At 66.3% G+C, this 21,834-nt stretch carries 23 protein-coding genes; 3 read left to right on the top strand and 20 right to left on the bottom strand.

All coding sequences use genetic code 11. The features are described from left to right. Nucleotides 1-22: 22 nt before the first annotated feature. Nucleotides 23-790: a ribonuclease T2 family protein gene (locus tag AC25MA_RS06330; RefSeq protein WP_028689288.1), complete on the bottom strand. Its 768-nt coding sequence runs from the start codon at nucleotides 788-790 to the stop codon at nucleotides 23-25. 153 nt (nucleotides 791-943) lie between these two features. On the opposite strand from AC25MA_RS06330, the gene AC25MA_RS06325 reads away from it, so the two are divergent. Next, nucleotides 944-1,126 (top strand): DUF2986 domain-containing protein, encoded by a 183-nt coding sequence (locus AC25MA_RS06325; protein ID WP_028689287.1) that lies wholly within the window; start codon nucleotides 944-946, stop codon nucleotides 1,124-1,126. Nucleotides 1,127-1,167: 41 nt separating this feature from the next. After that, a complete protein-coding gene (locus AC25MA_RS06320; RefSeq protein WP_186594890.1) occupies nucleotides 1,168-1,632 on the top strand; it encodes a VOC family protein in 465 nt (154 codons plus the stop codon). 1 nt (nucleotide 1,633) lies between these two features. Here AC25MA_RS06320 and AC25MA_RS06315 read toward each other — a convergent pair whose 3' ends face one another. The 17 genes from AC25MA_RS06315 to AC25MA_RS06235 all read right to left on the bottom strand — a co-directional run bounded on the left by AC25MA_RS06315 (nucleotide 1,634) and on the right by AC25MA_RS06235 (nucleotide 18,929). After that, the gene (locus tag AC25MA_RS06315) at nucleotides 1,634-2,455 is read right to left on the bottom strand and encodes a MipA/OmpV family protein (protein WP_186594881.1); all 822 of its coding nucleotides are present in this window, start codon (nucleotides 2,453-2,455) and stop codon (nucleotides 1,634-1,636) included. Between the two features lie 146 nt (nucleotides 2,456-2,601). Next, on the bottom strand, nucleotides 2,602-3,384 hold the full coding sequence (locus AC25MA_RS06310; protein ID WP_028689284.1) for an enoyl-CoA hydratase/isomerase family protein: 783 nt from the start codon (nucleotides 3,382-3,384) through the stop codon (nucleotides 2,602-2,604). 15 nt (nucleotides 3,385-3,399) lie between these two features. Then, nucleotides 3,400-4,104: an NAD(P)H-dependent oxidoreductase gene (locus AC25MA_RS06305; protein WP_028689283.1), complete on the bottom strand. Its 705-nt coding sequence runs from the start codon at nucleotides 4,102-4,104 to the stop codon at nucleotides 3,400-3,402. Further along, nucleotides 4,101-4,625, bottom strand: coding sequence for a hypothetical protein (locus AC25MA_RS06300; protein ID WP_051555628.1), 525 nt, complete (start codon nucleotides 4,623-4,625; stop codon nucleotides 4,101-4,103). The genes AC25MA_RS06305 and AC25MA_RS06300 overlap by 4 nt, the downstream gene beginning before the upstream one ends. A 95-nt stretch (nucleotides 4,626-4,720) precedes the next feature. After that, nucleotides 4,721-5,326, bottom strand: a complete 606-nt coding sequence (locus tag AC25MA_RS06295) for a c-type cytochrome (RefSeq protein WP_028689282.1) — start codon at nucleotides 5,324-5,326, stop codon at nucleotides 4,721-4,723. Then, nucleotides 5,323-5,769, bottom strand: a complete 447-nt coding sequence (locus AC25MA_RS06290; RefSeq protein WP_486971884.1) for a c-type cytochrome — start codon at nucleotides 5,767-5,769, stop codon at nucleotides 5,323-5,325. The genes AC25MA_RS06295 and AC25MA_RS06290 overlap by 4 nt, the downstream gene beginning before the upstream one ends. 3 nt (nucleotides 5,770-5,772) lie before the next feature. Continuing rightward, a complete protein-coding gene (locus AC25MA_RS06285) occupies nucleotides 5,773-6,297 on the bottom strand; it encodes a methylamine dehydrogenase light chain (protein ID WP_028689280.1) in 525 nt (174 codons plus the stop codon). Continuing rightward, entirely contained in the window at nucleotides 6,294-6,890 is a 597-nt protein-coding gene (gene mauD, locus AC25MA_RS06280; RefSeq protein WP_062364441.1) for a methylamine dehydrogenase accessory protein MauD, read from the bottom strand. Before mauD ends, AC25MA_RS06285 begins: the two co-directional genes overlap by 4 nt. A gap of 5 nt (nucleotides 6,891-6,895) precedes the next feature. Further along, nucleotides 6,896-7,441, bottom strand: a complete 546-nt coding sequence (locus AC25MA_RS06275) for a MauE/DoxX family redox-associated membrane protein (RefSeq protein WP_486971883.1) — start codon at nucleotides 7,439-7,441, stop codon at nucleotides 6,896-6,898. Beyond that, nucleotides 7,435-8,655: an amine dehydrogenase large subunit gene (locus AC25MA_RS06270; RefSeq protein WP_189660255.1), complete on the bottom strand. Its 1,221-nt coding sequence runs from the start codon at nucleotides 8,653-8,655 to the stop codon at nucleotides 7,435-7,437. Before AC25MA_RS06270 ends, AC25MA_RS06275 begins: the two co-directional genes overlap by 7 nt. A 37-nt stretch (nucleotides 8,656-8,692) precedes the next feature. After that, a complete protein-coding gene (locus AC25MA_RS06265; RefSeq protein WP_260269923.1) occupies nucleotides 8,693-9,655 on the bottom strand; it encodes a WD40/YVTN/BNR-like repeat-containing protein in 963 nt (320 codons plus the stop codon). A 28-nt stretch (nucleotides 9,656-9,683) separates the two neighbouring features. Then, a complete protein-coding gene (locus AC25MA_RS06260) occupies nucleotides 9,684-12,044 on the bottom strand; it encodes an efflux RND transporter permease subunit (RefSeq protein ID WP_486971882.1) in 2,361 nt (786 codons plus the stop codon). A 44-nt stretch (nucleotides 12,045-12,088) separates the two neighbouring features. Next, on the bottom strand, nucleotides 12,089-13,915 hold the full coding sequence (locus AC25MA_RS06255; RefSeq protein ID WP_028689276.1) for a DUF1302 domain-containing protein: 1,827 nt from the start codon (nucleotides 13,913-13,915) through the stop codon (nucleotides 12,089-12,091). Nucleotides 13,916-13,933: 18 nt separating this feature from the next. Then, nucleotides 13,934-15,271 carry a DUF1329 domain-containing protein gene (locus AC25MA_RS06250; RefSeq protein ID WP_028689275.1) on the bottom strand — a complete coding sequence of 446 codons (1,338 nt, stop codon included), beginning with the start codon at nucleotides 15,269-15,271 and terminating at the stop codon, nucleotides 13,934-13,936. A gap of 205 nt (nucleotides 15,272-15,476) precedes the next feature. Then, entirely contained in the window at nucleotides 15,477-16,841 is a 1,365-nt protein-coding gene (locus tag AC25MA_RS06245) for an NAD(P)/FAD-dependent oxidoreductase (protein ID WP_230962654.1), read from the bottom strand. Nucleotides 16,842-16,931: 90 nt separating this feature from the next. After that, nucleotides 16,932-17,936, bottom strand: a complete 1,005-nt coding sequence (gene qhpR / locus AC25MA_RS06240; RefSeq protein WP_028689273.1) for an AraC-like transcriptional regulator QhpR — start codon at nucleotides 17,934-17,936, stop codon at nucleotides 16,932-16,934. Between the two features lie 123 nt (nucleotides 17,937-18,059). Further along, complete coding sequence (locus AC25MA_RS06235) at nucleotides 18,060-18,929, bottom strand: LysR family transcriptional regulator (protein ID WP_062364453.1); 870 nt, start codon at nucleotides 18,927-18,929, stop codon at nucleotides 18,060-18,062. Between the two features lie 180 nt (nucleotides 18,930-19,109). Between AC25MA_RS06235 and AC25MA_RS06230 the strand changes: the two genes are divergently transcribed. Beyond that, complete coding sequence (locus AC25MA_RS06230) at nucleotides 19,110-20,102, top strand: NAD(P)H-quinone oxidoreductase (protein WP_486970840.1); 993 nt, start codon at nucleotides 19,110-19,112, stop codon at nucleotides 20,100-20,102. A 1-nt stretch (nucleotide 20,103) separates the two neighbouring features. Here AC25MA_RS06230 and AC25MA_RS06225 read toward each other — a convergent pair whose 3' ends face one another. Next, nucleotides 20,104-20,805 (bottom strand): PA1136 family autoinducer-binding transcriptional regulator, encoded by a 702-nt coding sequence (locus tag AC25MA_RS06225; protein ID WP_051555633.1) that lies wholly within the window; start codon nucleotides 20,803-20,805, stop codon nucleotides 20,104-20,106. Between the two features lie 5 nt (nucleotides 20,806-20,810). Next, nucleotides 20,811-21,665: a glyoxalase III HchA gene (hchA, locus tag AC25MA_RS06220; RefSeq protein WP_028689269.1), complete on the bottom strand. Its 855-nt coding sequence runs from the start codon at nucleotides 21,663-21,665 to the stop codon at nucleotides 20,811-20,813. Nucleotides 21,666-21,834: the final 169 nt, after the last annotated feature.

Here is a 21,834-nt window from a genome sequence, read left to right as displayed (position 1 = left end):
GGGTGCACTCCTTGCAGGCCGGTTACTGGAACGGCGTCCTGACCTTGATCGATTGACTGTCAGGGGTCCCGCCGCTCGGGCAGGAGATCGGGGCAAGCTGCTTGTCCAGGCACACCCAGAGTTCCTTCAGCCGGTTGCCCGAGCCTACCGAGACTCGCAGGCTCTGCGCCGGCAGCGCGGGGTTGCGGGCCAGGAAAGCCTGCTTGATATCGCTGACCTTGGCGTCCAGCAGTTGATTGGGACCAGGGTTGCGGCCGAGCATGGCCTGGGTATCGGGACGGCGCAGCGTGTCGTACACCCGCTGGATATCGGCGAAGTAACGGTCGGCGGACGACCAGCCACAGGTACCATGGGCCTGCCATTCGTTCTGCATCAGGTCCGGCCCCGGCATCATGCACAGGTGCTGCCTGACCAGTGGCGCCGGCAGCGAGCCGACGCTCTGGCAGTTGCGAGGATGGTCCTGGTTGGATTTGGCATAGCGGTTCTGCGGCCACAGTCCATGCACCACCCATTCGAAACGGTTGCCGGAGAAGCACTGGAAGGCATGCTTGTCCCGTTGCGCCTTGGGCTTGTTGCGCTGGGTCTCGCAGTGTTCCGGCGACCAGGACAGCACCAGCGCCAGGTAGTCGGTGGGCAGGTCCTTGTTGACATAGTCCACCGGGCGCACCGGGGCGGGCTCGACGACGTCGGGCAACGCGCAGATTTCCTCGGCGAAAATCGGCGAGGCAACGGCCAGCCAGCCCCAGAACAGCGTTCTCATCCAGGCGCAATGCCGTGGTGTTCCTTGCATGATGACCTCCTTGTCGGGTGCGACAGGCTCCGTGCCTGTCGCTCGTTCAACCCCGTCAGGTGATGGTGTAGCGCGAATATGACGATTCGTCAGTGGTGCTTTGTTGTATCGTTCGTCCTGCCGTACCACAAGGCGCCAATGAAGCGAAAAAACATGAACCGTCGTAAAAAGATCAACCAGCTGTTGAAAGCCCACGCCAAGAAGGCCAGCGCCAAGCTGGCGCCGAAAAACCGCAACACCTACATTTCCAAGGCCGACCGGCTGAAACTGGCGGCCGAAGCCAGCCTGGGCGCCGAGCAGGCCAACGCAGACAGCGCCTCCCCCACCCAGCACTGAGCCTGATGATGACAACACCTGCCGAGAAAGCGAGCGATGCGATGGACCTGACATTCAGCCACGTGGATGTGCTGGTCGCCGATCTGCAGGCCGCTTGTACCTACTACGCCCAGGTGCTGGGCGCCGAGATCTCGCGCACGCTCGTCTGGGAGCGCGGCGGCCTGCATGTGCACTACGCCATCGCCCGGATCGGTCAGGAGCGTTTCATGCTGGTGCAGCCGCTGGCGGGCAACCTCAAGGACCTGCTCGATACTCACGGCGAAGGGATGATCTACCGCCATTGCTACTCCACGCCGGACATCGAACAGGCCTATGACCAACTGACGGCCAACGGCATCCAGCCCGAGGACGAGAACGGCAAGCCGCTGGCGCGCGAACACCTGCAGTCGCCTGCCGGTGCCCGCATCATCTGGCTGCCGAAGCGTTTCGGGCATTTCTCGATCGAGATCATCGAGGCGCAGGCGCTCGAAGCGTTCATCGAAGAGGCGTTCCTGCCGCAGGCCTGAATCAGAACGCGTACTGAACGCCGACGGTCGAGGTGACTGGCGTGTCCTGGCGGATGATCGGGCTGTGGCGGACCTGGTCGGTATAGTGCGTCACATTCACGCTGGCGATGGTCGACCAGTGCGGGTCGAACCGGTGCATCCACGACAACTCGCCCGAGTAGGCATAGATGCCTTGGTCGGCCTTGAATCGATCGAAATCGGTGTTGTCGCTTTGCTGGCGGGTAACGCCGAAGTAGGTCCGGTTGTACCTGGCCTGCCCCGAATGGGCGTTGACGCCCAGGGTCACCGTGTCGGCGTCGTTGTGGTGCAGCGTGCTCAGCAGGCCGAACTGATAGCGGTTGCCGCGCTTGTAGCCACCGGTACGCAGCTCGGCATCGGCGGTGATCGCCAGCCAGGGCAGGACTTGCTGGGCCAGGTTGATGTCGACCACCGTCGCACCGCCTACCTCGCCCATGCCTTTCAAATCGTCCGAGCCATTGCGGTACTTGCTGTCACCGTCGGCACGGCCGAAGTCGTAGCCAACCGAGAGGCTGGCACTGAAGCCGTTGTCGAACTGGTGCTGCACGCCCACGCCCTTGAGGCTGTCGGCGAAGAAGATGCCGCGCTGGAGGGTCACCGATGGCAGCAGGTGGCCCTGGCTGCCCTTCGCGCCCATGTAGCGCGGCGCGGCATGCAGGGCGAAGCCTGCGCTGACCTGGGCCTCGTCGCCCCAGATGATGTCCGGCGCAGTCTTTTCCTGGGCACTGGCCTGGCTGCAGGCAAGCGCCGCGTTGAGGGCAAGCGAAGTGCCCAGTATCTTCCTGATGGACGTTGTTTCGAACATGATCATGACTCGCTGGATAAGGTTTTCGACACCACGGGAAACGCACCGGGATTGCCCGGCGCATTTCAACTGGCGCGCACTCTAGCGAGGGTCTGTCAACGTTCCTTCGAGCGATTATCAAGATCCCGTGAAGATGGCTGAATTTTTTAGCCGAAGGACGCCGGACGGCGCTCACAAAAGGCCTCCACCCCCTCGGCAAAGTCATCGCTGGCGCAAAGACTCACGAACACACCTCGCTCCCGGTCCAGCGCACTGGCCAGATCGCCCTCCAGGCCTGCACGCAGCAACCGCTTGGCCCCCGTCTGCGCAGCGGCGGCGGCGCCGGCAAGGCGCCTGGCCAGCGCCAGGCCGGTGGCCGGCAAGGCGTCGGCGGGCACCACCTCGACCACCAACCCGAGCGCCTGGGCCTGCTGGGCCGACAAGGGCGTGTTCAGCAACGCCAGGGCCAGGGCGCGGTGCAGCCCGAGGTGGCGCGGCAGGTGCCAACTGCCGCCGCCGTCCGGGGTGATGCCGATGGCACCGTAGGCGTAGACCAGCCGGGCGTCCTCGGCGGCCACCAGCAGGTCGCAGCCCAGCGCCAGGGACAGGCCGAAGCCGGCCACGGCGCCATTGAGCAGACCCAGCACCGGGCATGGCAGGTCTGTGAGCCCGAGCACCGCCTCGTTCACCGCGCCGACCAACTGCGCGACACCTGCGCTACGGGCGTCGGGCGAACGTTGCAGTAACTGCTGGAAGTGATGGACGTCACCGCCGACCGAGAAGTGCTCGCCCCGGCTGCGCAGCAGCACCACCTTCGGCGGCGCCAGCGCCAGGCCGCGCACGGCATCGCGCAGGGCGACGGCCATGGACAGGTCGAAGCTGTTGCGTCGCTGCGGCTGATCCAGGGTGAGAAACGCGATGCCTTCGCAACGCTCGACATGAACAGGCATGAGCATCGCTCCCCTTCACAGGACCCTTGGGTGCAAGGTGGCATCGAAATCATCCAGCGACGGGAACACCAGCGGCGCCCGCTCATCGAGCGTCAGCAGATGCTCGCGGTACTGCGCCAGGTACTGCTGGCGCGCCTGCTTGCTGATGTAGGGCACATGGAACGCCACGAACGGCGGCAACACCGACAACCCGACATAGCCCAGCACCCCGCGCTGGATCGGACGCAGCATCGCGTCAAGTTCGCCATGCACCGCATCCGGCCCGAACATGTGGCTCTGCCCACCCAGTGAGAAGCTGAGCATCGCCCGCTTGCCCTTGAGCCCGCCACGGTCGTAGATGCGCGTGCCGCCATAGCAGTAGCCTGAGACGAACACCCGGTCGATCCAGCCCTTGAGGATGGCCGGCATGCTGAACCAGTAGATGGGGAAGTTGAGGATGATCAGGTCGGCCCAGCGGATCTTGTCCAGCTCCGCGGCGATGTCCGCGGCCAGGGTGCCGTTGTTGACCGCATGGCGCTGCTCCAGGGCATAGACCAGGTAGTCGGCATTGGCGCGCTGACGGAAGTCATCGGCGCTGGCGACCGGGTTGAAGTCCATGGCATAGAGATCCGACAGCTGAACGCTGTGGCCCTGGCCCTCGAGAACCTCCACGGCCAGGCGGGCCATGGCACTGTTGAAGGACTGGGGTTCGTTGTGGGCATGGACGATCAGGACGTTCATGGCAGCTCCGCGGTGGCAGGTGGCAAGGGGTGTTCGGCCAGCAGCCGCACACCGTTGTATTTGAGGAAGAAGGTGTCGGCCTGGCGTACCACATCGCGGTAGCGCCCATTGAGCGCCATGCGCATCATGTCCAGCTGCAGTTGCTCCTGCTCGATCATGTAGTCGAGGAAACGCTGCGCATCAGCGGGGCCAATCTGGCGCAGGCCCTGCAGCCAGGCCATGTACTTCACGGTCTCGTGGTGGACGATGCGCAGCATCAGGCCTTGCAGGGGCCGCGGGACCGAGGACAGCAGCCAGGCCTTGAGCCGTGTCAGTACGCCGGGCGTGGTATCCAGCCCCCAGCGGTCGGCGGCGGCCTGGTAACGCGGTTGATTGAAGCGTTCGAGGTCGGCATAGGTCTTCCAGAATGGATGGGACGGCTGGCCTTGCAAGCGCGAAGCCATGCGCCGGACCGCCGCCAGGGCGAAGGCGCGGTTGGCCAGTTCGTGGCGAAAGCCCTTGAGAAACTTGGGTGATGGCATGGTAGGAGGTATTTCCGTTGGAGAGGGACAGTGGGCCTTCACGATTCCTGTAGTAGCGGCCTTATGCCGTGAATGAGCTGCGCAGCAGCCCCGATTCAAGGGCTGGCGATGTAGTCGAGCAATACCCGCCGCTGATCATCGTCATGCAGTTGCAAGGCAATGCCGCGCATCCAGATCGCCAGCTCGCTGCCATGCTGCTCGCCCCCTCTGGTCCCATCGCTGAACGCCGTCAGCTGACGCTCCAGATAGACCCGGTCAAGCACGCGCAGATTGGGCGTTTTCAAGTGCGCGAAGCCCTCTGCCTGAGGGCCGTGACAAGCGCCGCAGGTACCCTGGTAAAGCGCTTGCCCCTGACTAGCGGACGCAGCTGGCACAGTGCTGGAAGTACCGCCAAGCCCTGCGAAGTAGCGCGCCAGCGGTTCCTGGTCGCCATCGCCTATGGTCGTGGCGATGGCGCGCATCTGTGCGCCATGGGTGTCTGCGGCGGCATAGCCACGGCGGCCTGCCTTGAAGTCGCGCAGCTGGGTGAGCAGGTATTCGGCCTGCTGCCCGGCCAGCCGCGGCGCGCCCAGGGCGGGGTTGCCCTGGCCCTGGGCACCGTGACAGGCCACACAGGTGGTGGCCTGGGTCGGTGGCGCTTCGGCGTGGGCGGCGAAGGCCGCGGTCATGGCCAGCAGGCCAGCGTAAAGGCTTTGTTTCATCGGTCGGGGTTCCCTGATCGTCGTTCTTGTTCAGCGATGCGTTGCAGCAGGCGATTGCGCGTGGTCTCGACGTCGGCGGGCATCGCCCCGCGCCACTGCCGCACCTCGGCACCGGTGTAGGGGTTGAAATCAGCGGGCAGATGACGGGCGTCGAAACGCGCCAGCATCCAGTTGAGGACGCCGGCCAGGGCTTCGTCCGACAACCCCGACAAAGCCGAACCCGGCACCTGCACCAGGTACTCGCGCCCCCCCGGCACCCCGAGGAACTTGCCTAGTTGCCCGGGAAACGCCGGCACGTTGCGCGCCGGGTTGCCGCTGCCGTCGGGCAGGTGGCAGCCCTGGCAGTTGAGCATGTAGTCGAACTGACGGGGCTCGGTGGCCCGGGCATTGCCGGCGAGCAACAGCACCGCCAGCGTCAGCAGCCCTATCCGGCGCACGGCCATGCCCTACTCCTTGACCCCAATCACCACCGACAGCGAGCAGTGGTACGGCATGTCCGCCTGGCTGCCGGAGCACCAGTTGAGGTCGTTGGAGCTCTGCGGGCGGTACAGCGGCGTGTCGCCCTGGTCACGCTGGCACACGCAACGGCCGCAGTTGCTCTTGCCGCAGCAGTCGTTGTACGAGATGACGTAGTCCTTGCCGTCGGTGGGGTTGCGGCAGGTGCCGATCCAGGTGATGTCCGAGCGCACGGTGCCCGGAGGGCAACTGCTGGACGTGCCGCCGCAGCAGCCGCAAAGGAAACCGTCGATGGCGCAGTGACGCCAGTACTCGCAACTGTTCGGATCACCCGACTCCTGCAGACCAGCGCTGGACTGGGCAAAGGCGCCGCCGCGAAACACCGGCAGCAGGGTGGTCGCCCCGGTGCCGACCAGCAAGGTGCCCAGGCCGCCAAGAAAGCCGCGGCGCGAAGTGCCGCGGGCGACACGGCGGGTCAGCAGTTGGGTGGCCTCGTCGAACCAACGGATCGTCATGGCTGCATCCCCTGTTGCGCGGCGTTGTACGCCTGGACGGTGGCATGCCCCAGGCGCCGCGCTTCCAGCAGGCTTTCCAGGTGCTCGCGGGTGTTGATCAGGCCATGGCTGGCGACGCGGCCGTGCTCATCGATCAGCACAGCGTAGGGCAGCTTGCTGATCTGGTAGGCCAGGCCCACTTCCCGCGACAGCAGGTAGGGGAACGCCTGCAAGCTGTGGGCGGCGATGAAGGCCAGGTGCTCATCCGCTTCGCCATCGCTGGCCAGCACGACCCTCAGGCGTTCCTGGCGGCGCAACGCATCGAGCACCGGCAGCAGCGTCTTGCACACCGGGCACGTCTCGGACAGGAAGAACAGCAAAGTGCCCTGCCCGCTTGCGCCGCCCAGGTTGACCGAGCCCCCGGTCAGGCTCGGCAGGGTGAACACGGGCGCCGTGTCACCGGCCTTTATCGCCTTGCCCAGGGACAGCGCCCCCACCGGCTGGATGCGCTCATGCAGCAGCCCGACCTGGCGCGCCAGCGCCCACACGGCAAGGATCAGCATCAGGATGATCGCCCAGGACAACAGGCTGGAAATGATCAGTGCATAGGTCATGGCCGTTACCTCGCAAGTGCACGGTTGGAGATCAGCTGGTTGGCCAGCAGATACAGGGCGGCGACACAGACGAAGGCGAACACCAGGGTGCAGCCGTCGAGCCAGCTCAGCGCGCGTTCGTTCATCGGTACCAAGAGGTTGCCGGCGACCAGTGCCAGCAGCAGGTTGCGCCAGACCAACGCCTGGGACGGCGGCTGGCGACGGCCGCCGAAGTGGCAGCCGCAGTCTTCGAGGGATGCACCCTCTCCCACGGCCGCCGCCAGCACGCCGGCATACAGCACCAGCATCACCACGGCGGGCAGCGTCGCCAACGGCCACCACAGGCTCAGCAACAAGCCGGCGGCGGCCAACACGTCCAGCACCGGCAACAGGTGCGCCCACACCGGCGCCGCGCACCAGCGGCCCAATACGCGCGCATAGCGTTGCAGCACCTCGGCAAACGCCCGGGGATCGTGCAGCTTGTGCAGCGCAGCGGCGCCGAGCAGCAGGGCCAGCCCGCCGACGCTGGCGACATGCACCAAGGGGTCATGCAGCAGTTCGACGCTCACCATGGCATCACCACATTGAGGAAACCCAGGGGGATGTCACCGACACTGCGCAGGTGCTCGCCGCTGTCAGCGTCGTACAGGTTCACACCCTGACGCAGCAACGGGGTCAGTCCGGCCTCGCCTTCTGTCAGGTAGACCCACAGGGTGAACAGGCTCGGCATCGGCACCACCCAGTCCAGGCTGTACAGCCGTGGTTGCGCGCCCTGGCTGACGCCGATGGCGGTGCTCTGCTCCTTGAGCGACAGACGCGCCACACGCTGCTGCGTGGCCACATCGAACACCCACACCTCGGTGCCGGGCTTCTGGTAGTTCTCCGGTTTGTCCTTGTGCATCAATACGAACAGCCGCCCGCTCTGCCGATGCAAGGCCACACCATGGTTGCCGGCAATGCCCCAGCCATCGGCGCGCTCCTGGTCACTGAGCAACGACCACTGCTTGCGCGGGCGCACACCCTCGGCGCTCATGTCCAGGGCATAGGCGCGGTTGTGCTGGGAGACGAAGTACCACGTGCCGCCATCGCGCACGCCCGTGGTCAGCAGCAGGTCCTGCAATGGATCGAACGCTGGCGCGGTGCGCTCTTGCAGCGCCACCTGCCCCTGATCATCCAAGCGCAGGTGGAAGAACCCGCCATTGCCGCAGATGGCGTAGAAATCGCGAGGGCCGGCCGGGTAGATAGAGGCGCAGCCGGGGATCGGCACCTCGGTGACGAAGCGGCTGTTTTCCAGATCGACCACCGAGATCGACTGCGCCGGGGTGAAATTGAGCACCAGCAGGAAGCGCTCGTCATCGGAAAGCACGCTGAGGCCCGTGGAGATCAGCGCGGTCATGCGCTTGGCCGGGATCGCGATCTCACGCTTGGGGCTGAGGGTCCTGGCGTCGTACACCGTGACCACATCGCTGCGCTGGCCGCGCACGCCACGGCTGAAGTAGATCTCGGTGGCATACAGCTCGTCGCGGCTGTGCGCCAGCTGCAGGCCGTTGGACCAGATGCCGGTGCTCAGCTGGCCGAGGTTGCGGCCCTGGTCGTCGAACAGGTAGGCGCGGCCATCGACCATGTTGGGCGCATTGCTGCCCCAGATCCAGAACCAGTGCTGCTCGCGATGATCGCCCAGCACTTCGACACGGGCCTGCTCCGGCACGAATTCGGCCAGTGCCGAGGCGGTGCCGGCGAACAACGACAGACCACACAGCAGATGACGCAAGGAACGCTTGAACATAGGGGCTCCGCAACAGGCGATTGGCCTGGGCTTGAGTCTATCGAGGGGCATTTTCAGAGGCTTGGCGCGCGGTGACAGCTGCCTTGGCATCCGGTGCCACGCCATCGATCACGCCAGTGGCGCCGAACAACAGCAGGTGACCGGATTGCGCAGCCAGGGCGGCCAGGTTCGAGCGGTCTTCACGTTGTGCGCTGGTAAAATGCGCCACCTGCGAGTCGGAGATCGCCACCAGGCCCGAATTACCCACCAGCGCCACCCGCCCGTCATCCAGTTGCGTCACGGCGCTGATCGCCTCGCGGCTGCCACTGTCGAGCAGGCGCCAGTGGCGCCCCTGGCTGTCCCCCAGCAGCACCCGCCCGCTCATCCCCGCCAGCAGCACGCGACCATCGCGCAGGCCGGTGCCGGTCCACAACGAGCCACTGACACCGGTGTCCAGCGCCTGCCAGGACGCGCCCTGGTCAGAGGAGCGGTAGCCGTGGCCGGCCTCGCCGACGATAAACAGACTGCCGTCAGCGGCCTGGAACACCTGATTGAGGTGGAAGTCGTCGCCCTCCTCGCCGATTTGTATCGGCAGCCAGCTGACGCCGCCATCGACCGTGCGCGCCGCATAGCCGTAGGCACCGACAAGCATGCCGTGGTGGGCGTCGGTGAACAGCACCGACAGCAGCACGGGTTTGCCCTCCAGGCGCTGTTGCAGGGTCCAGTGCTGACCGCCGTCGAGGCTGTGCAGCAGCACCCCACCATGCCCCACCGCCCAGCCTTGTCGCTCATCGACGAAGCTCACGGCGGTCAGCAAACCATCCACCGGCACGCTGCGCGCCTGGCGCCATTGCTGGCCATCGGCGGACAACGCCACCACGCCGTGGTCGCCCACCGCGACCAGCCCTTCCCCGGCCCGCGCCACCGCCACCAGGGGCGCGTGGCGTACATCGCTCAGGGCAATGGCCGGCGCCGCAGCGACCTGCCCTGCCCATATCAACCCCAGCAGCCAGGGCAACACCTGAACAGTCCTCATCCTTCAGCCCTTCTCAATGGGCGATCAGGGGCGCGCGGACCGGCCCCCGTCGCGGAACCAGTCTTTCCAGGACCACGGCCAGCGCCGGCAGCAAGGTCACCGCCATGAGCATGTTGGCCATGAACATGAAGGTCAGCAGCAGACCCATGTCGGCCTGGAATTTCAACGCCGAGAACGACCAGGTGGCCACCCCCACCGACAGCGTCAGCGCGGTGAACACCGTGGCCACGCCCACTTCGCGCAAGGCCTGCTGGAAGGCGGCGACGATGTCGCTTCCTGCTGCCAGGTGCAGTTGCAGGCGGTTGTAGATGTAGAAGGCGTAATCCACCCCGACGCCCACGGCCAGCACCATCACCGGCAAGGTGGCCACGGTCAGGCCGATGTCGAGGGCCTTCATGAACCAGTAGCCGAGGAAGGTCGCCAGGGTCAGCGGCAGGCAGCAGGCGAGCATCGCCCGCCAGTCGCGGTACACCAGCCCCACCAGCAGCACGATGGTCAGGTACACGTAGAGCATCATCGGCAGCTCCGAGCCCTCCACCACCGCGTTGGTGGCGGCCTGCACCCCGGCGTTGCCGCTGGCCAGGCGCACGCTCACCCCAGGCAGCACATGGCGCTCGCGGTACTGCTCGACGGCCGCGGTTATCTGCTTGAGGGTGCTGGCCTTGTGGTCGGCCAGGTACAGGTTGACCGGCAGCACGGTGCAGTCGGCATCGAACAGGCGCAGCGCTTCGGGCACCTGGCGCACGGTTTCGCCCAGAGACAGCTCGTCGACCGGCAGTGCCGCCCATTTCGGGTTGCCTTCGTTGACCCCCGAGGCCGCCAGCTTGGCCATGGCCGGCAGCGCCTGCGCCGACAGCACGCCGGGCAAGGTGCCCAGATACCAGGTCAGGCGGTCGACATAGGCCATCACGTCATGCCGGTAGCAACCGCCCGCCGGGGTCTGCACGGCCACGGTGAACAGGTCCAGGCCCAGGGCGAAATGGCTGACCACCTGCTCCACATCCTGGTTGTAGCGCGAGTCGGCGTGCAGTTCGGGCGCCCCCGGCAGCACATGGCCAATGTGCCGGCCCTGGCTCTGCCACACCGCCAGTGCCATCAGGCCAACGCCCAGCATGGTCACCCGCAGCGCGTTCCGCGGCTCGGCGATGCGCCCAAGGCCGGTCATCAATCCTTCGCGGCGCGCACGCAGGCGCTCGACCTTGGCCACGTAGCGTCCGTCGAAACGGCAGTAGCTGGCCAGTACCGGCAGCATCACCAGGTTGGTGACGATCTTGTAGGCCACCCCTACCGACGCGGTAATGGCCAGTTCGCGAATCATCGGGATCGGCACCAGCACCAACGTCGCAAAGCCGACGAAGGCGGTGATCAGGGCCAGGGTGCCGGGAATCATCAGGCCGACGAAACTGCGCCTGGCGGCGATCATGCCATCGGCACCGGCACAGACCTCCTTGGCGATGAAATTGACCTGCTGTACGCCGTGGGACACGCCGATGGCAAACACCAGGAACGGCACCAGGATCGCCAGCGGATCGAGGCCGAAGCCCAACAGCGTCAGGGTGCCGAACTGCCACACCACCGACACCAGCGAACACACCAGCGCCAGCGCCGTCAGGCGCCAGGAGCGGATGTACCAGTAGACCGCCAATGCCGTGAGCACAAAAGCCAGGGCGAAGAACTCGACCACGCTGCGGGCGCCGGCGCCGATATCACCCATCTGCTTGGCGAAGCCGATGATCTGCACGTCGAAGTCGGCGTCGGCGTATCGCGCCCGTACCTGCTCCTCCAACTGACGACTGAAGGCCAGGTAATCGAGACGTTTGCCCGTCACCGGGTCCGGGTCGGCCAGCTCCGCCACCACCATGGCCCCACGCTGGTCATTGGCCACCAGGGTGCCGACGAAGCCGCCGGCCAGGGTGCGCTCACGAATGGCGGCAATGGCCCGGGCATCGAGGTTGCCGACGGTGACATCACCGCCGACCACGTCCTCGGCCTTCATGCCCTCCTCGGTGATCTGCACCGCGCGGGTGTTCGGCGTCCACAGCGAAGTGACGCTGCGCCGGTCGATGCCCGGCAGGAAGAACAGCGTCTGGGTCAGGTCGTGCAAGCGTGTCAGCGCCGCCGTGTTCCAGATATCGCCATGGCGCGCCCGCAGCACCACGATGACGCGGTTGGCGCCGAACAGCACGTCGCGGTACTGGTTGAACGTCTTGATATAGGGGTGCTGCTGCGGCAGCTGTTTGTCGAAGCCCGCCGTCATCTCCAGACGCGCGGCAAACAGGCCCATCACCAGGGTGACCACGGCCAGCAGGCCGAGGGTCGCCAGGCGGTGGCGAAAGACCAGGCGCTCGAGCGCCGAGACCAGATTAGCCAGCATGAATAGCCTCCCCACCACGCGCTCGCAAGCGCGTGGCGGCCGGATCAGAAGGAGTAGGAGATGTTGCCGCTGACGAAGTCGCGGTCGGCCATCAGGTTGTTGTCGCCCCCGCCCCAGTAGCGCACCCACTGCAGGCCGCCTTTCCAGCGGTCGCGGTGGTTGAACAGCAAGGAGGCGGTCAGCGACCTGCGCCCCTCGACGAAGGGCATGGCGTTGGGCGTGGTGCCCTTGACGTCATGGCTGAAGTCCAGTTGCGGGGTGACGGTGACGCCGCTGCCGAACAGGTTCGGGTAGTTGAGCCCGAACTCGGTGACGTAGCCCCACGAGGTACGGTCCGGCAGCGAATAGTCGGGAAGCACGTAAGGCACCCGGCCCGAGGTGTCCAACCCCGGATAGCGGGTGACCGCCACCTCCGCCAGCAGGAAGCCGTCCGAGGCGCCCAGGGCGTTGGGGATGAAGCCCAGCGGGTCGTTGCCCGAGAAGGTATAGGTGGCGTTGACGTCAGCCTGCCACTTGCGTTGCTCGACGAAGCCCTTGCTCACCCCGGTGTCGAACACGCTGTAGCGATTGTAGCTGCCGGTCAGGCCCTGCCCGAAGGCTACCGTCGGGTCGATCGCCACACTGTCGTGGGGCCGGAACGACAGCTCGCCGGCCACGGCCACCGGCCCCACCAGGGTGCTCATCGACACGCCGAACAGGTCCTTGTCCTCGCCGTAGTTGATGAAGTAATCGTCTACCACCAAGGCGTCCGGGTTGCTGCGCGCCGTGTAGCCGATGAACGGCAGTTTGTCGTGGTAGCGCTGGTAGAACAGGCCGAACTCGGTGTTGATCGACTCCGCCATCCAGCGCAGGGCCAAGCCGTACTGGCCGCCGTTACCGGGCTTGCGTTCGCCGCCATAGGGTACTGCCAGGCCGCTGGCCACCAGTTGCTCGTGGCTCAGGCCGCTGGTCAGCGGGTCGCCGCAGCGGCCGGTCGGGCTTCCGGCGCAGGTGCCGGGTTGCAGGCCTTCGACGAAACCCGTCGGGTAGTAGATCGCCCGACGCCCTTCGCCCGCGATGTCGGCGCTGGAGAAATAGGTGCCCACCGGGTCGACGTCATAGCCGTTCCACTTGAACTGGTAGTAGCCCTCCAGGTTCAGGGCGTCAGTCAGTCCCAGGCTGAACGAGGCCATCGGCGCGGGGATGAACACTTCCTTCAACTGCGTGCCCGGGGTGTGGTACTTGGGCAGGCTCAGGGCGTTGATCTGGTTGATGCCGCCGCTGACGAACAGCTCCGCGCCCCAGCTGATCACCTGGTTGCCGACCTTGACCTTGGCCGGCATATCGCCGAGGTCGAAGCTTTTCGCCAGCCACAGGTCGAGCAGGTCGAAGCGCTGGGTCGCGTCGCGCCTGGCCGGCCCCTCCAGGTCGGTGCGACGGGTGTCGTCCATTTTGAAGTCCCGCGCCCAGGCCACCCGCCCCAGGGCACTCCAGCCCTCGCCGAAACGCAGGCTCAGTTCATGGGTACCCTTGAGCACCTGGGAGAACACGTCGTGTTTGTGGTAGTTGAGGTTGCCGTCGTCGGCGTTGCTGTAGTTGATGTCGGCGTTGGCGTAGCCATTGCCGCGCTCCAGGTTGTAATAACGGCCCAGCTCGTTATGGGTGGCGGTGTTGCAACCGCCATTGTCATTGCCCAGCAAATGGCAGTCGGGCGATTGCAGGCGGCTGGCGAAACCGTAGGACAGGGTCGAGTCGACGCTGCCCGAGATCCCGTGCTCGCTACCGAATGTCACGGCCTGGCAAGGTTGCGCGCCGAGCAGCCCGAGGGCAGCCAGGGCCAGCGCCGGGCACGGTGCGGCCTTCGCCCATGCCCGCGAAGGGAGTCTGTTCATGCTGTGGTCTCCCGAGGCTCAGCGCTCGCCGCGACGGCGCAGTTCGCCCGCGTTGAACAACTTGTCACTGACCCGGCCCTGCAGGCCGGCGGTGAGGTCCAGGGCCGCGCCCTGCTGGGTGAAGCCGTCGGCGATATAACGCCGGGCGATCAGGTCGTAGCTGACGTACTCGAAGCTGGTGCAGGCCTGGATCTCGGGGGCGGCCCACAGGCTGCCCTCCTGCACCCGCCACAGGTTGCCCCTGGCGTCGTACATGTCCACGTGCAGCAGGCTCCAGCTGTCCTCGTCGAAATAGAACACGCGCTTGGCGAACGAATGGCGCTTGTCGGCCTTGACCGTGGCCTCCACCACCCACACCCGATGCTTTTCGTAGCGCTGCGCGTCACGGTCCAGGTACTGCTCGCCGATCAGCTTGTCGTAGGTATTGGCCTTGTCCACCAGACGGTAGGAGTTGTACGGCACCACCACTTCGCGCTTGCCCAGCAGCTTGAAGTCGTAGCGGTCCAGGGCGCCGGTGAACATGTTGATCTGGTCGACGAAGTACAGGTTGTCGGAGCCGGCGATCGGATTGTCGTAGGCGAAGGTCGGCGCCTGGCGCACGCGGCGTTGCCCGGGGAAGTAGATCCAGGCGTTCTGCGGCTGGTCCAGGCGCGCGTGCACCAGGTACATCTCGCCGGCGCGCGAGGACGGCGACTGGATGTCGTAGAGCAGCTTGGCTTCGATATCGCCGGTGTCCTCGGGCGTTTTGACCGCCGGGTCGTTGTAGGGGTAGTACTCGCTGGCCCACTGCCGCACCTCGGTGAGCCCGCCGGCCGCCTCGCGGCGCAGGAACGAGATCTGCGCTTTGCGGCCCTTGGCCATGTAGCGCAGCTTGTAGTTCCACAGCACCTCGATGCCGCTTTTCGGTTGCGGGAACGGCACCGCGGCCCCGGCGGCCTGCTCCAGGCGCCAGCCATCAGCGCCGATGCGGGCTTGGCCGGCAAAGTCCTGGGTACGCTTGGCCACCTCGGCGGGGATGGCGCAGCTGCGATGGGTGGGGTACACGTCCAGGCGATAGCCCGGGTAGGCCTTGATCAACGCCACCTGGCCTTCCGGCAACTGCCCCTGGTACTGGGCCACATTGCTGGCATCGATCGAGTACAGGCGCTTGTCGCCGGCATAGGGGTCGCCATGGCCCGGCGACCAGCCGGCCGGCGCCTCGGTCAGGCCGCCGGTCCATGCGGGAATGCTGCCATCGGCATTGCCGGCCCTTTCGGCCCCCGTAGGGGTAAGGTCGGCAAGGGCCGTGAGCGAAGTGGTGGTTCCGAGCAGCGCCAACAGCGCGCCGCCCAACAGGGACAGGGGGCGTGGTTTCATGAACTTTTCCTTGCGGGATTGTTGTGGTTATCGAAAGGCAGTTCGTAACGGGCAAGGGCGCGGAAAAAGGGGCCGCCAAAAGACGGCCCAACATGCGTTTCCGGCTCTGCGTGACAGACAGTATTCAATGGCGGTGGCCAGCGGCTTGGCCGCATGCGCCAGGGTGTTTGTCATCCGGTGCCAGCAGGCAAGCACCCTCTGCGTGTCAGGCCTTGAGCCCGCGCTCCTCCCACCAGTCCCAGGCTCGCAGCGCCTGGCGCGCCGTGCGCCCGGCCCAGCACGACAGGGTGTTGCCCGGCATCGGGATGGCCTTTCGGTTGACGATCCAGAAGTCGCTCAGCTCGCTGCGTCGCCCCTGCAGCAGGTCGGCGATGGTGCGCCCGTTCAGGTGGCTCAGCGCCACGCCGTGGCCGAAGCACCCCCCGGCATAAATCATGCGTTCATCGCCGACAAAGCTGATCTCAGGGACCATGTCGGCGTTGACCGACACCGGCCCGCCCCAGCGATAGGCGATGCGTACGTCGCGTAACTGCGGGTAGATCCACTTGAGGTGTGTCTCGCAATGGGCCCAGGTGGCCGGCGAGGGCTGTTCGTGCATGGCGCTGCCGGTGTAGGCCCGCACATCACCACCGCCCATGACGATGCGCCCGTCCGCGGTCGGGCGAAAATAGTGCAGCATCTGCCGGTTGTCGCCGAAGGCCTCCCTGCCCTGCCAGCCCAGACGCTGCCATAGCGCGTCGCCCAACGGCTCGGTGACCACCTGGTAAGTCCACAGCGGGAACTGGCGGCGCTCCAGCACACGAGAACCGGGTACCTGCCGTGAGTAGGCATTGGTGGCGATCACCAGCTTGTCGGCGGTCACCTTGGCCACGGGCGTGCGTAACACGATACCGACGCCGCGGTTGTCGATATCGAGCACCGGTGTCGCCTCATGGATGCGCACCCCTGCGCAAGCTGCCAGGCCCTTGAGCCCGCGCACGTGCTTGCAAGGGTCGAGGTAGCCGGTCTCGGCTTCGCGAATGCCGCCCAACAACCGAGGCGAAGCGTACTGCTGACGCAGCGCGTCGCTGTCCTGCCAGCGCATGTCCGCCGCCAGTCCCAGCGAGTCGTACAGCTCCAGGGTCTTGCCCAGGCGCGCTACCTGCTGCGGCGAATAGCTGACCCGCACCAGCCCGGCATGGCGGTAATCAGAATCGATGCCGTGGCTGTCGATCACCTCACGGGTATAGGCCACGGCCTTTTCGAGGTAGTGGTGGGCGTCGATCATCTTCTGCCGTCCCCAGCGCAGCACCACCAGTTCCGGCTCCAGCCCGAACAGCTTGGTGCTGAAACCGGCATTGCGCCCGCTGGCGCCGAAGCCGATCAAGGCCGCCTCCAGCACCACCACCCGGGCACCGGGGTTGTCGCGCTTGAACTGCCAGGCAGTGTTGAGCCCGGTAAAACCTCCACCAATCACCGCCACATCGACCTTGAGGTCTTCGGTCAGGCGCGTATTGGGCGCGTAGGCGCCGTAGTCGTGTTGCCAGAAGGAGCGATGTTCATGCACAGCGTCGTTGTTGTTGTCGTTCATGCTGGACTCTCGGGTTTCGCACACAGACATGCGGTCCCTCCGAGCCTATCGGGTGGCGCGGCAACGTGATTGACCACGGACGCCAGATTTTCAGCACCCCGTGCCAGGCCCGCGCCCGGCCTGGCGGAACTGCTGCGGCGATTGCCCGGTCCAGCGCCGGAACGCCCGGGTGAAAGAGCCGGATTCGGCATAGCCGAGCAGCAGAGAAATCTGCGTCATCGAATAGTCGGAATGATTCAGGTAGCCCAGCGCCAGGTCACGGCGCACCTCCTCCACCAGCACAGAGAACTCGATGCCCTGGTCCTTGAGCCGACGTTGCAGGGTACGCCGGCTCAGCCCCATGCACTCGCTGACCTCATCCAGTGATGGCACGCCACTGGCCATGCCCAGCGCGATCATACGGGTGACCTGGGGCAGCAATTCGTCGCTGATGCTGCGCTGCTCACGCGCCTGCTGCAGGTACGGCTCCAGGGCCATGAACAGGCGCTCATTGCCTCGCGCCACCGGCAGTTGCAGGACCTCGGCGGGCAGCGTGATGCGGTTGGTCGGCTGGCTGAAGAACAACGGGCACATGAACAACTGCTTGTGCATCGACACGTCCGCCGGGCGCGAGTGCTCGAAGTCCACCCGCAGCGGCCGTACCGGGCTGGCGGTGATCAGTTGCAACTGGCGCAGGATCGTGGCGATGGCGAACTCGGCGTCCTGGCGGCGGTTGACCACGGTGCTGTCGGTGACCTGGTAGGTGATGCGCAGCTGGCGGCCCTCGCAGCTGTAGTCGATGGACGACTCCTGGGCGAACACCACGATATAGGTGTGCAGGGTCATCAGCGCCTTTTCCACGCTGGGCGCGCAATGCAAGGCGTGGCCCAGGGCACCGATATCGTCGGCCTCGGTCTGGCTGCCCAGGGTCAGGCCGACGGCCGGATTGCAGGTGCCGGCCGCTTCCCACAGGGCGACATACTGGTCGCCAGGGATTTCGATATCGGCGCGTTCCAGCAGCGGCAGGTCGATGCCGAGGGCTTCCAGGTGCGGGGCGAAGGTGGTCCTGAAACGGCGGAAGAAGTTTTCCGAGAGGACGGTGCGCACTGATTTCATGTTGTTCTTCGCAGGTCGTTTTTAGAGTGCCAGGATCAGGAAAAGGCGCCACCGGGCGGCGCATCGCCGATGAGTCCGCGCCTACAGGGGCGTGTGGTCGCTCACAGCGACTGTAACCGATTGTTACTGAGGTGGGGCAAACGCCCGCACCAGGTGATCGATCACCGCCCTCACCCTGGCCGTGTGGCGCAGGTCCTGGTGAGTGACCATCCACACCTCGTAAGGCTGGCTGCGCGTACGCTGCGGCCAGACCCGTCGCAGGCCGTCACGCTGCCCGAGCGCCACGGGAATCTCGCCCAGGCCCAAGCCCTCGGCGATGCCCCGGCGCAGCATCATGCTGGCATTGGCCGCCATCACCACCCGGCCCTCGCCCATGGGCACGTCCACCAGGGTCGGTGCGCCGCGGTCACGCCAGTACGGCTCGTACACCACCAGGTCGTGGCCGGCGAAACTGCCCTCCTGCGGCACGCCGCGACGCGCCAGGTAGTCCGCCGAGGCGAACAGGCCCATCTGCCAGCTGGCCAGCTTGCGCAGCACCAGGTCGGGGTTGTCCGGGCGCTGGTTGCGGATGGCGATATCGGTTTCGCGTTGCGACAGGTTGACGATCTCCGAGCTGCCACTGAGCACGATGCGCACCTCGGGGTGTTCCTCGTGCAAGCGGCGCAATGCCGGGATGACGAATTCCAGGGCCAGGGAGTCGGTGGTGGCAATGCGCACCTCGCCGGCCTGTTCGTTGTCGCTGCCCCGGGTGCGGCGGGCCAGTTCCAGGGCGGCCTGCTCCATCTTCTGCGCCATTTCCACGGCCACTTCGCCGGTGGCGGTGAGCTGGTAGCCGGCGGGGGTGCGCAGGAACAGGGTCGCGCCAAGGTCCGCCTCCAGCGCCGCCACCCGCCGACCCACGGTGGCCTGGTCGACGCGCAGTACCCGGGCGGCGCGGCGCAGGGTCAGTTCGCGGCTCAAGGCCAGCAGCATGCGGGCGTCATCCCAGTTCATTGGCTCACTCCATTACTTGTCGGCCCGCAGGCATCGCGGCGCCTGAAGAAAATCTGCAAAGGTGCGTCGCAAAATCGCCGCGCGACCGCACGACGCGGGTTTCATACCCTGTTACGCACCGGGCCAAAGCGGCCTTTCCTCAGAATGACAGAGGTCTTCATGCGTCACATCCCCACTCACATGACCGCCATCGACATCACCCGGCCTGGAGGCCCCGAGGTCCTCCAGGCCGCCACCCACGCCACGCCTCGACCAGGCCCCCGCGAGGTGCTGATCCAGGTCCATGCCGCCGGCGTCAACGGCCCCGACCTGCTGCAGCGCAAGGGTCTTTACGATCCGCCCGCCGGCGCGCCGGACATTCCGGGGCTGGAGATCGCCGGCAGGGTCGTGGCCCTCGGCGAACAGGTCTGCCATTTTGCCGTGGGCGACGCGGTGATCGCCCTGGTCCAGGGCGGCGGCTATGCCGAGTACGCCGTGGCCGACGAGCGCACCACCGCGCACCTGCCGGACAACCTGTCGATGGTCGAGGGCGCGGCCTTGCCGGAAACCTTCATGACCGTCTGGGTCAACCTGTTCCAGCGCGGCGGCTTCAAAGCCGGTGAAAGCGTGCTGATCCACGGCGGCGCGTCCGGCATCGGCACCACCGCCACACAGTTGGCCCGCGCCCTGGGCGCGGCGAAGATCTTCACCACGGTCAACGGCGCAGGGCAACAGGCCGCCAGCCTCGAGCTGGGCGCCGACGTGGCCATCGACTACACCCGCGAGGATTTTGTCGAACAGGTCATGCTGCACACCGACGGCAAGGGCGTCGACGTGATCGTCGACATCATCGCCGGCGACTATGTGGCCCGCAATTTCAAGGCCGCGGCCATGGATGGGCGCATCGTGCAGATCGGCGTGGTCAAGGGCCCGGCCACCGAGGTCGACCTGTTCCCCCTGCTGACCAAGCGCCTGACCCATATCGGCTCGACGTTGCGTGCACGCAGCGCCGACGACAAGGCGGCGATCCTCGAGGATCTGCAGGCCAAGGCCTGGCCCCATGTGCGCAGCGGCGCGGTCAAGCCGCTGATCCACGCGACCTTCCCGCTGGCAGCGGCCAGCCAGGCCCATGCCCTGATGGAGTCTGGCCGGCATATCGGCAAGGTGGTGTTGCAGGTTGCGCACAACGGCTGAGTCAGTCGAGCGCGCCGCTGCCCAGGGCGATCCTGATCGCCTGGGCGGTGGTGCTCACCCCCAGGCGCCGGCGAGCGGCGCGCAGGTGGTTTTCCACGGTGCGCACCGACAGGCCCAGGGTGGCGGCGATATCGGCCTGGCGTTGCCCGGCGGCGGTCCAGGCCAGCACCTGGCGCTCACGCGCCGACAGCTGACCCTCGCCGGGCGGTGCCTCCAGTAGCCGCCGGGCGCCTAGGAACGCCGCGTTGGCCAGCAGGGTCAGGGCCAGGCGCGCCGGCGCCGAAGCGTCGATGCGCACACCGCCCAGGCTCATCGCGCCCTCCAGGCCTGCCGGGCCGAACACCGGCACCTGCAGGCCATGGATGCCCGGCCCGCCGGGCAACCGAACCACCCGATAGCGTTCACCTTCGTCGCCAGGCTGCTTGCTCCAGAAGAACGCTTCACGGGCTGCCAGCAGATGGCGGGTCACCGGACAATGGCGCACGTAGGTCCGGGCATCGACCACCTGGCCGTCGCCGAACCAGTCCCCTTCCACCCAGTGGATGCGCTCGACCACCTCGTCCCGCGCAGCGCTGGCGCTGAACAGCACGAAGCGGTCATAGCCCAGCGGCCGGGCGAACGTGCGCACGGCCGTCTGGATCGTCGCCAGGGTGGTGGCCTGCTCGATCTGCCGGACCGCCTGTACCACCTCGTCGAACGGCATGCCGTTCACCCGCCGTTGGTCGCCTTGAGCAAGGCCGCGGCAGCCAGCTTGCCCAAGGCGTTGCCGGCCAGCGGGCTGTCGCCGGTGAGCAGTCGGCGGTCCTGGTGGACGGCGCCGGAGATGCCGTCGTTGACGATCTCGACGCCCTGGGCCTGCAGGCGCTCGCCGAACTTCCAGGTCAGGTGGCCGGGCATGTAGCCGATGTCCGGAGTCTTGGCGTCCAGCTCATCGGGGAAGGCGCAGATCTTGTAGCCATCGAACAGTTTGCCGCCGGCCAGCAGCGCCGCCGGACCGTGGCACAGGGTGATGACGAACTTGTCGTGGTCCGCCGCCCATTTCAGCACTTGGGCGACTTCTTCGCTTTCCGGCAGGCCGATCAACGCGCCGTGACCGCCGGGAATGAACACCCCGATGTAGTCCGAGTCGTCACCCAGGGCACTGTCGATTACCTCGGCGAGCTTGCGCGGCTGCTTGAAGGCGGGCTTGTAGCGCTCGAACAGGCCGAGCACCTGCTGGTCCTCGCGAGGCATGGCCCAGTATTCGAACTTGACCGGGTTGCCCGACAAGGTCGCGACATCGAAGGCGAAGCCGGCCTTGTCCAAGTGATACATGGGTAGCAGGGTTTCCACGGGATGGTTGCCGGTGGAGAACAGCGTGCCGTTGTCGGTGAGCAGGTAGCGCTCGTCGGCACCGATCAAGAGGATTTTCCAGCGTCCGCCCTTGTAGGCGTCGGGGTAGTCGGCGCCGCTGAGGTCGGACTTGGGCGAGGTGAACTGGCTGAGGGAATACGGCGAGGGGAAAAAGGCGTTGTCCTCGGCCGGATCGGGGGTCGGGCGTTTGTCGTCGCTGCTGTTGGTCATGATTGTGCTCCTGTGCCTGGGGGTTGACCGGATCCATGCTAGGAGGCCACCGGATCAGCGGCAATGAGGGTTTTCCCTCAACAGCTGCCTGTGGCATCGGTACATCAGACCGCGCGGTCCCTGGAACGGCCTTGTGTCGCGAAAAGGCTGCGAATGAACTCCGGGCAGT

This window comes from Pseudomonas sp. P65(2024), assembly GCF_057480955.1.
This window is presented reverse-complemented; position numbering and strand designations above follow the sequence as displayed.

Coding starts and splice junctions, on each gene's coding strand:
- AC25MA_RS06330 (WP_028689288.1), bottom strand. CDS start 790: ATGCAAGGAACACCACGGCATTGCGCCTGGATGAGAACGCTGTTCTGG.
- AC25MA_RS06325 (WP_028689287.1), top strand. CDS start 944: ATGAACCGTCGTAAAAAGATCAACCAGCTGTTGAAAGCCCACGCCAAG.
- AC25MA_RS06320 (WP_186594890.1), top strand. CDS start 1,168: ATGGACCTGACATTCAGCCACGTGGATGTGCTGGTCGCCGATCTGCAG.
- AC25MA_RS06315 (WP_186594881.1), bottom strand. CDS start 2,455: ATGTTCGAAACAACGTCCATCAGGAAGATACTGGGCACTTCGCTTGCC.
- AC25MA_RS06310 (WP_028689284.1), bottom strand. CDS start 3,384: ATGCCTGTTCATGTCGAGCGTTGCGAAGGCATCGCGTTTCTCACCCTG.
- AC25MA_RS06305 (WP_028689283.1), bottom strand. CDS start 4,104: ATGAACGTCCTGATCGTCCATGCCCACAACGAACCCCAGTCCTTCAAC.
- AC25MA_RS06300 (WP_051555628.1), bottom strand. CDS start 4,625: ATGCCATCACCCAAGTTTCTCAAGGGCTTTCGCCACGAACTGGCCAAC.
- AC25MA_RS06295 (WP_028689282.1), bottom strand. CDS start 5,326: ATGAAACAAAGCCTTTACGCTGGCCTGCTGGCCATGACCGCGGCCTTC.
- AC25MA_RS06290 (WP_486971884.1), bottom strand. CDS start 5,769: ATGGCCGTGCGCCGGATAGGGCTGCTGACGCTGGCGGTGCTGTTGCTC.
- AC25MA_RS06285 (WP_028689280.1), bottom strand. CDS start 6,297: ATGACGATCCGTTGGTTCGACGAGGCCACCCAACTGCTGACCCGCCGT.
- mauD (WP_062364441.1), bottom strand. CDS start 6,890: ATGACCTATGCACTGATCATTTCCAGCCTGTTGTCCTGGGCGATCATC.
- AC25MA_RS06275 (WP_486971883.1), bottom strand. CDS start 7,441: ATGGTGAGCGTCGAACTGCTGCATGACCCCTTGGTGCATGTCGCCAGC.
- AC25MA_RS06270 (WP_189660255.1), bottom strand. CDS start 8,655: ATGTTCAAGCGTTCCTTGCGTCATCTGCTGTGTGGTCTGTCGTTGTTC.
- AC25MA_RS06260 (WP_486971882.1), bottom strand. CDS start 12,044: ATGCTGGCTAATCTGGTCTCGGCGCTCGAGCGCCTGGTCTTTCGCCAC.
- AC25MA_RS06255 (WP_028689276.1), bottom strand. CDS start 13,915: ATGAACAGACTCCCTTCGCGGGCATGGGCGAAGGCCGCACCGTGCCCG.
- AC25MA_RS06250 (WP_028689275.1), bottom strand. CDS start 15,271: ATGAAACCACGCCCCCTGTCCCTGTTGGGCGGCGCGCTGTTGGCGCTG.
- AC25MA_RS06245 (WP_230962654.1), bottom strand. CDS start 16,841: ATGAACGACAACAACAACGACGCTGTGCATGAACATCGCTCCTTCTGG.
- qhpR (WP_028689273.1), bottom strand. CDS start 17,936: ATGAAATCAGTGCGCACCGTCCTCTCGGAAAACTTCTTCCGCCGTTTC.
- AC25MA_RS06235 (WP_062364453.1), bottom strand. CDS start 18,929: ATGAACTGGGATGACGCCCGCATGCTGCTGGCCTTGAGCCGCGAACTG.
- AC25MA_RS06230 (WP_486970840.1), top strand. CDS start 19,110: ATGACCGCCATCGACATCACCCGGCCTGGAGGCCCCGAGGTCCTCCAG.
- AC25MA_RS06225 (WP_051555633.1), bottom strand. CDS start 20,805: ATGCCGTTCGACGAGGTGGTACAGGCGGTCCGGCAGATCGAGCAGGCC.
- hchA (WP_028689269.1), bottom strand. CDS start 21,665: ATGACCAACAGCAGCGACGACAAACGCCCGACCCCCGATCCGGCCGAG.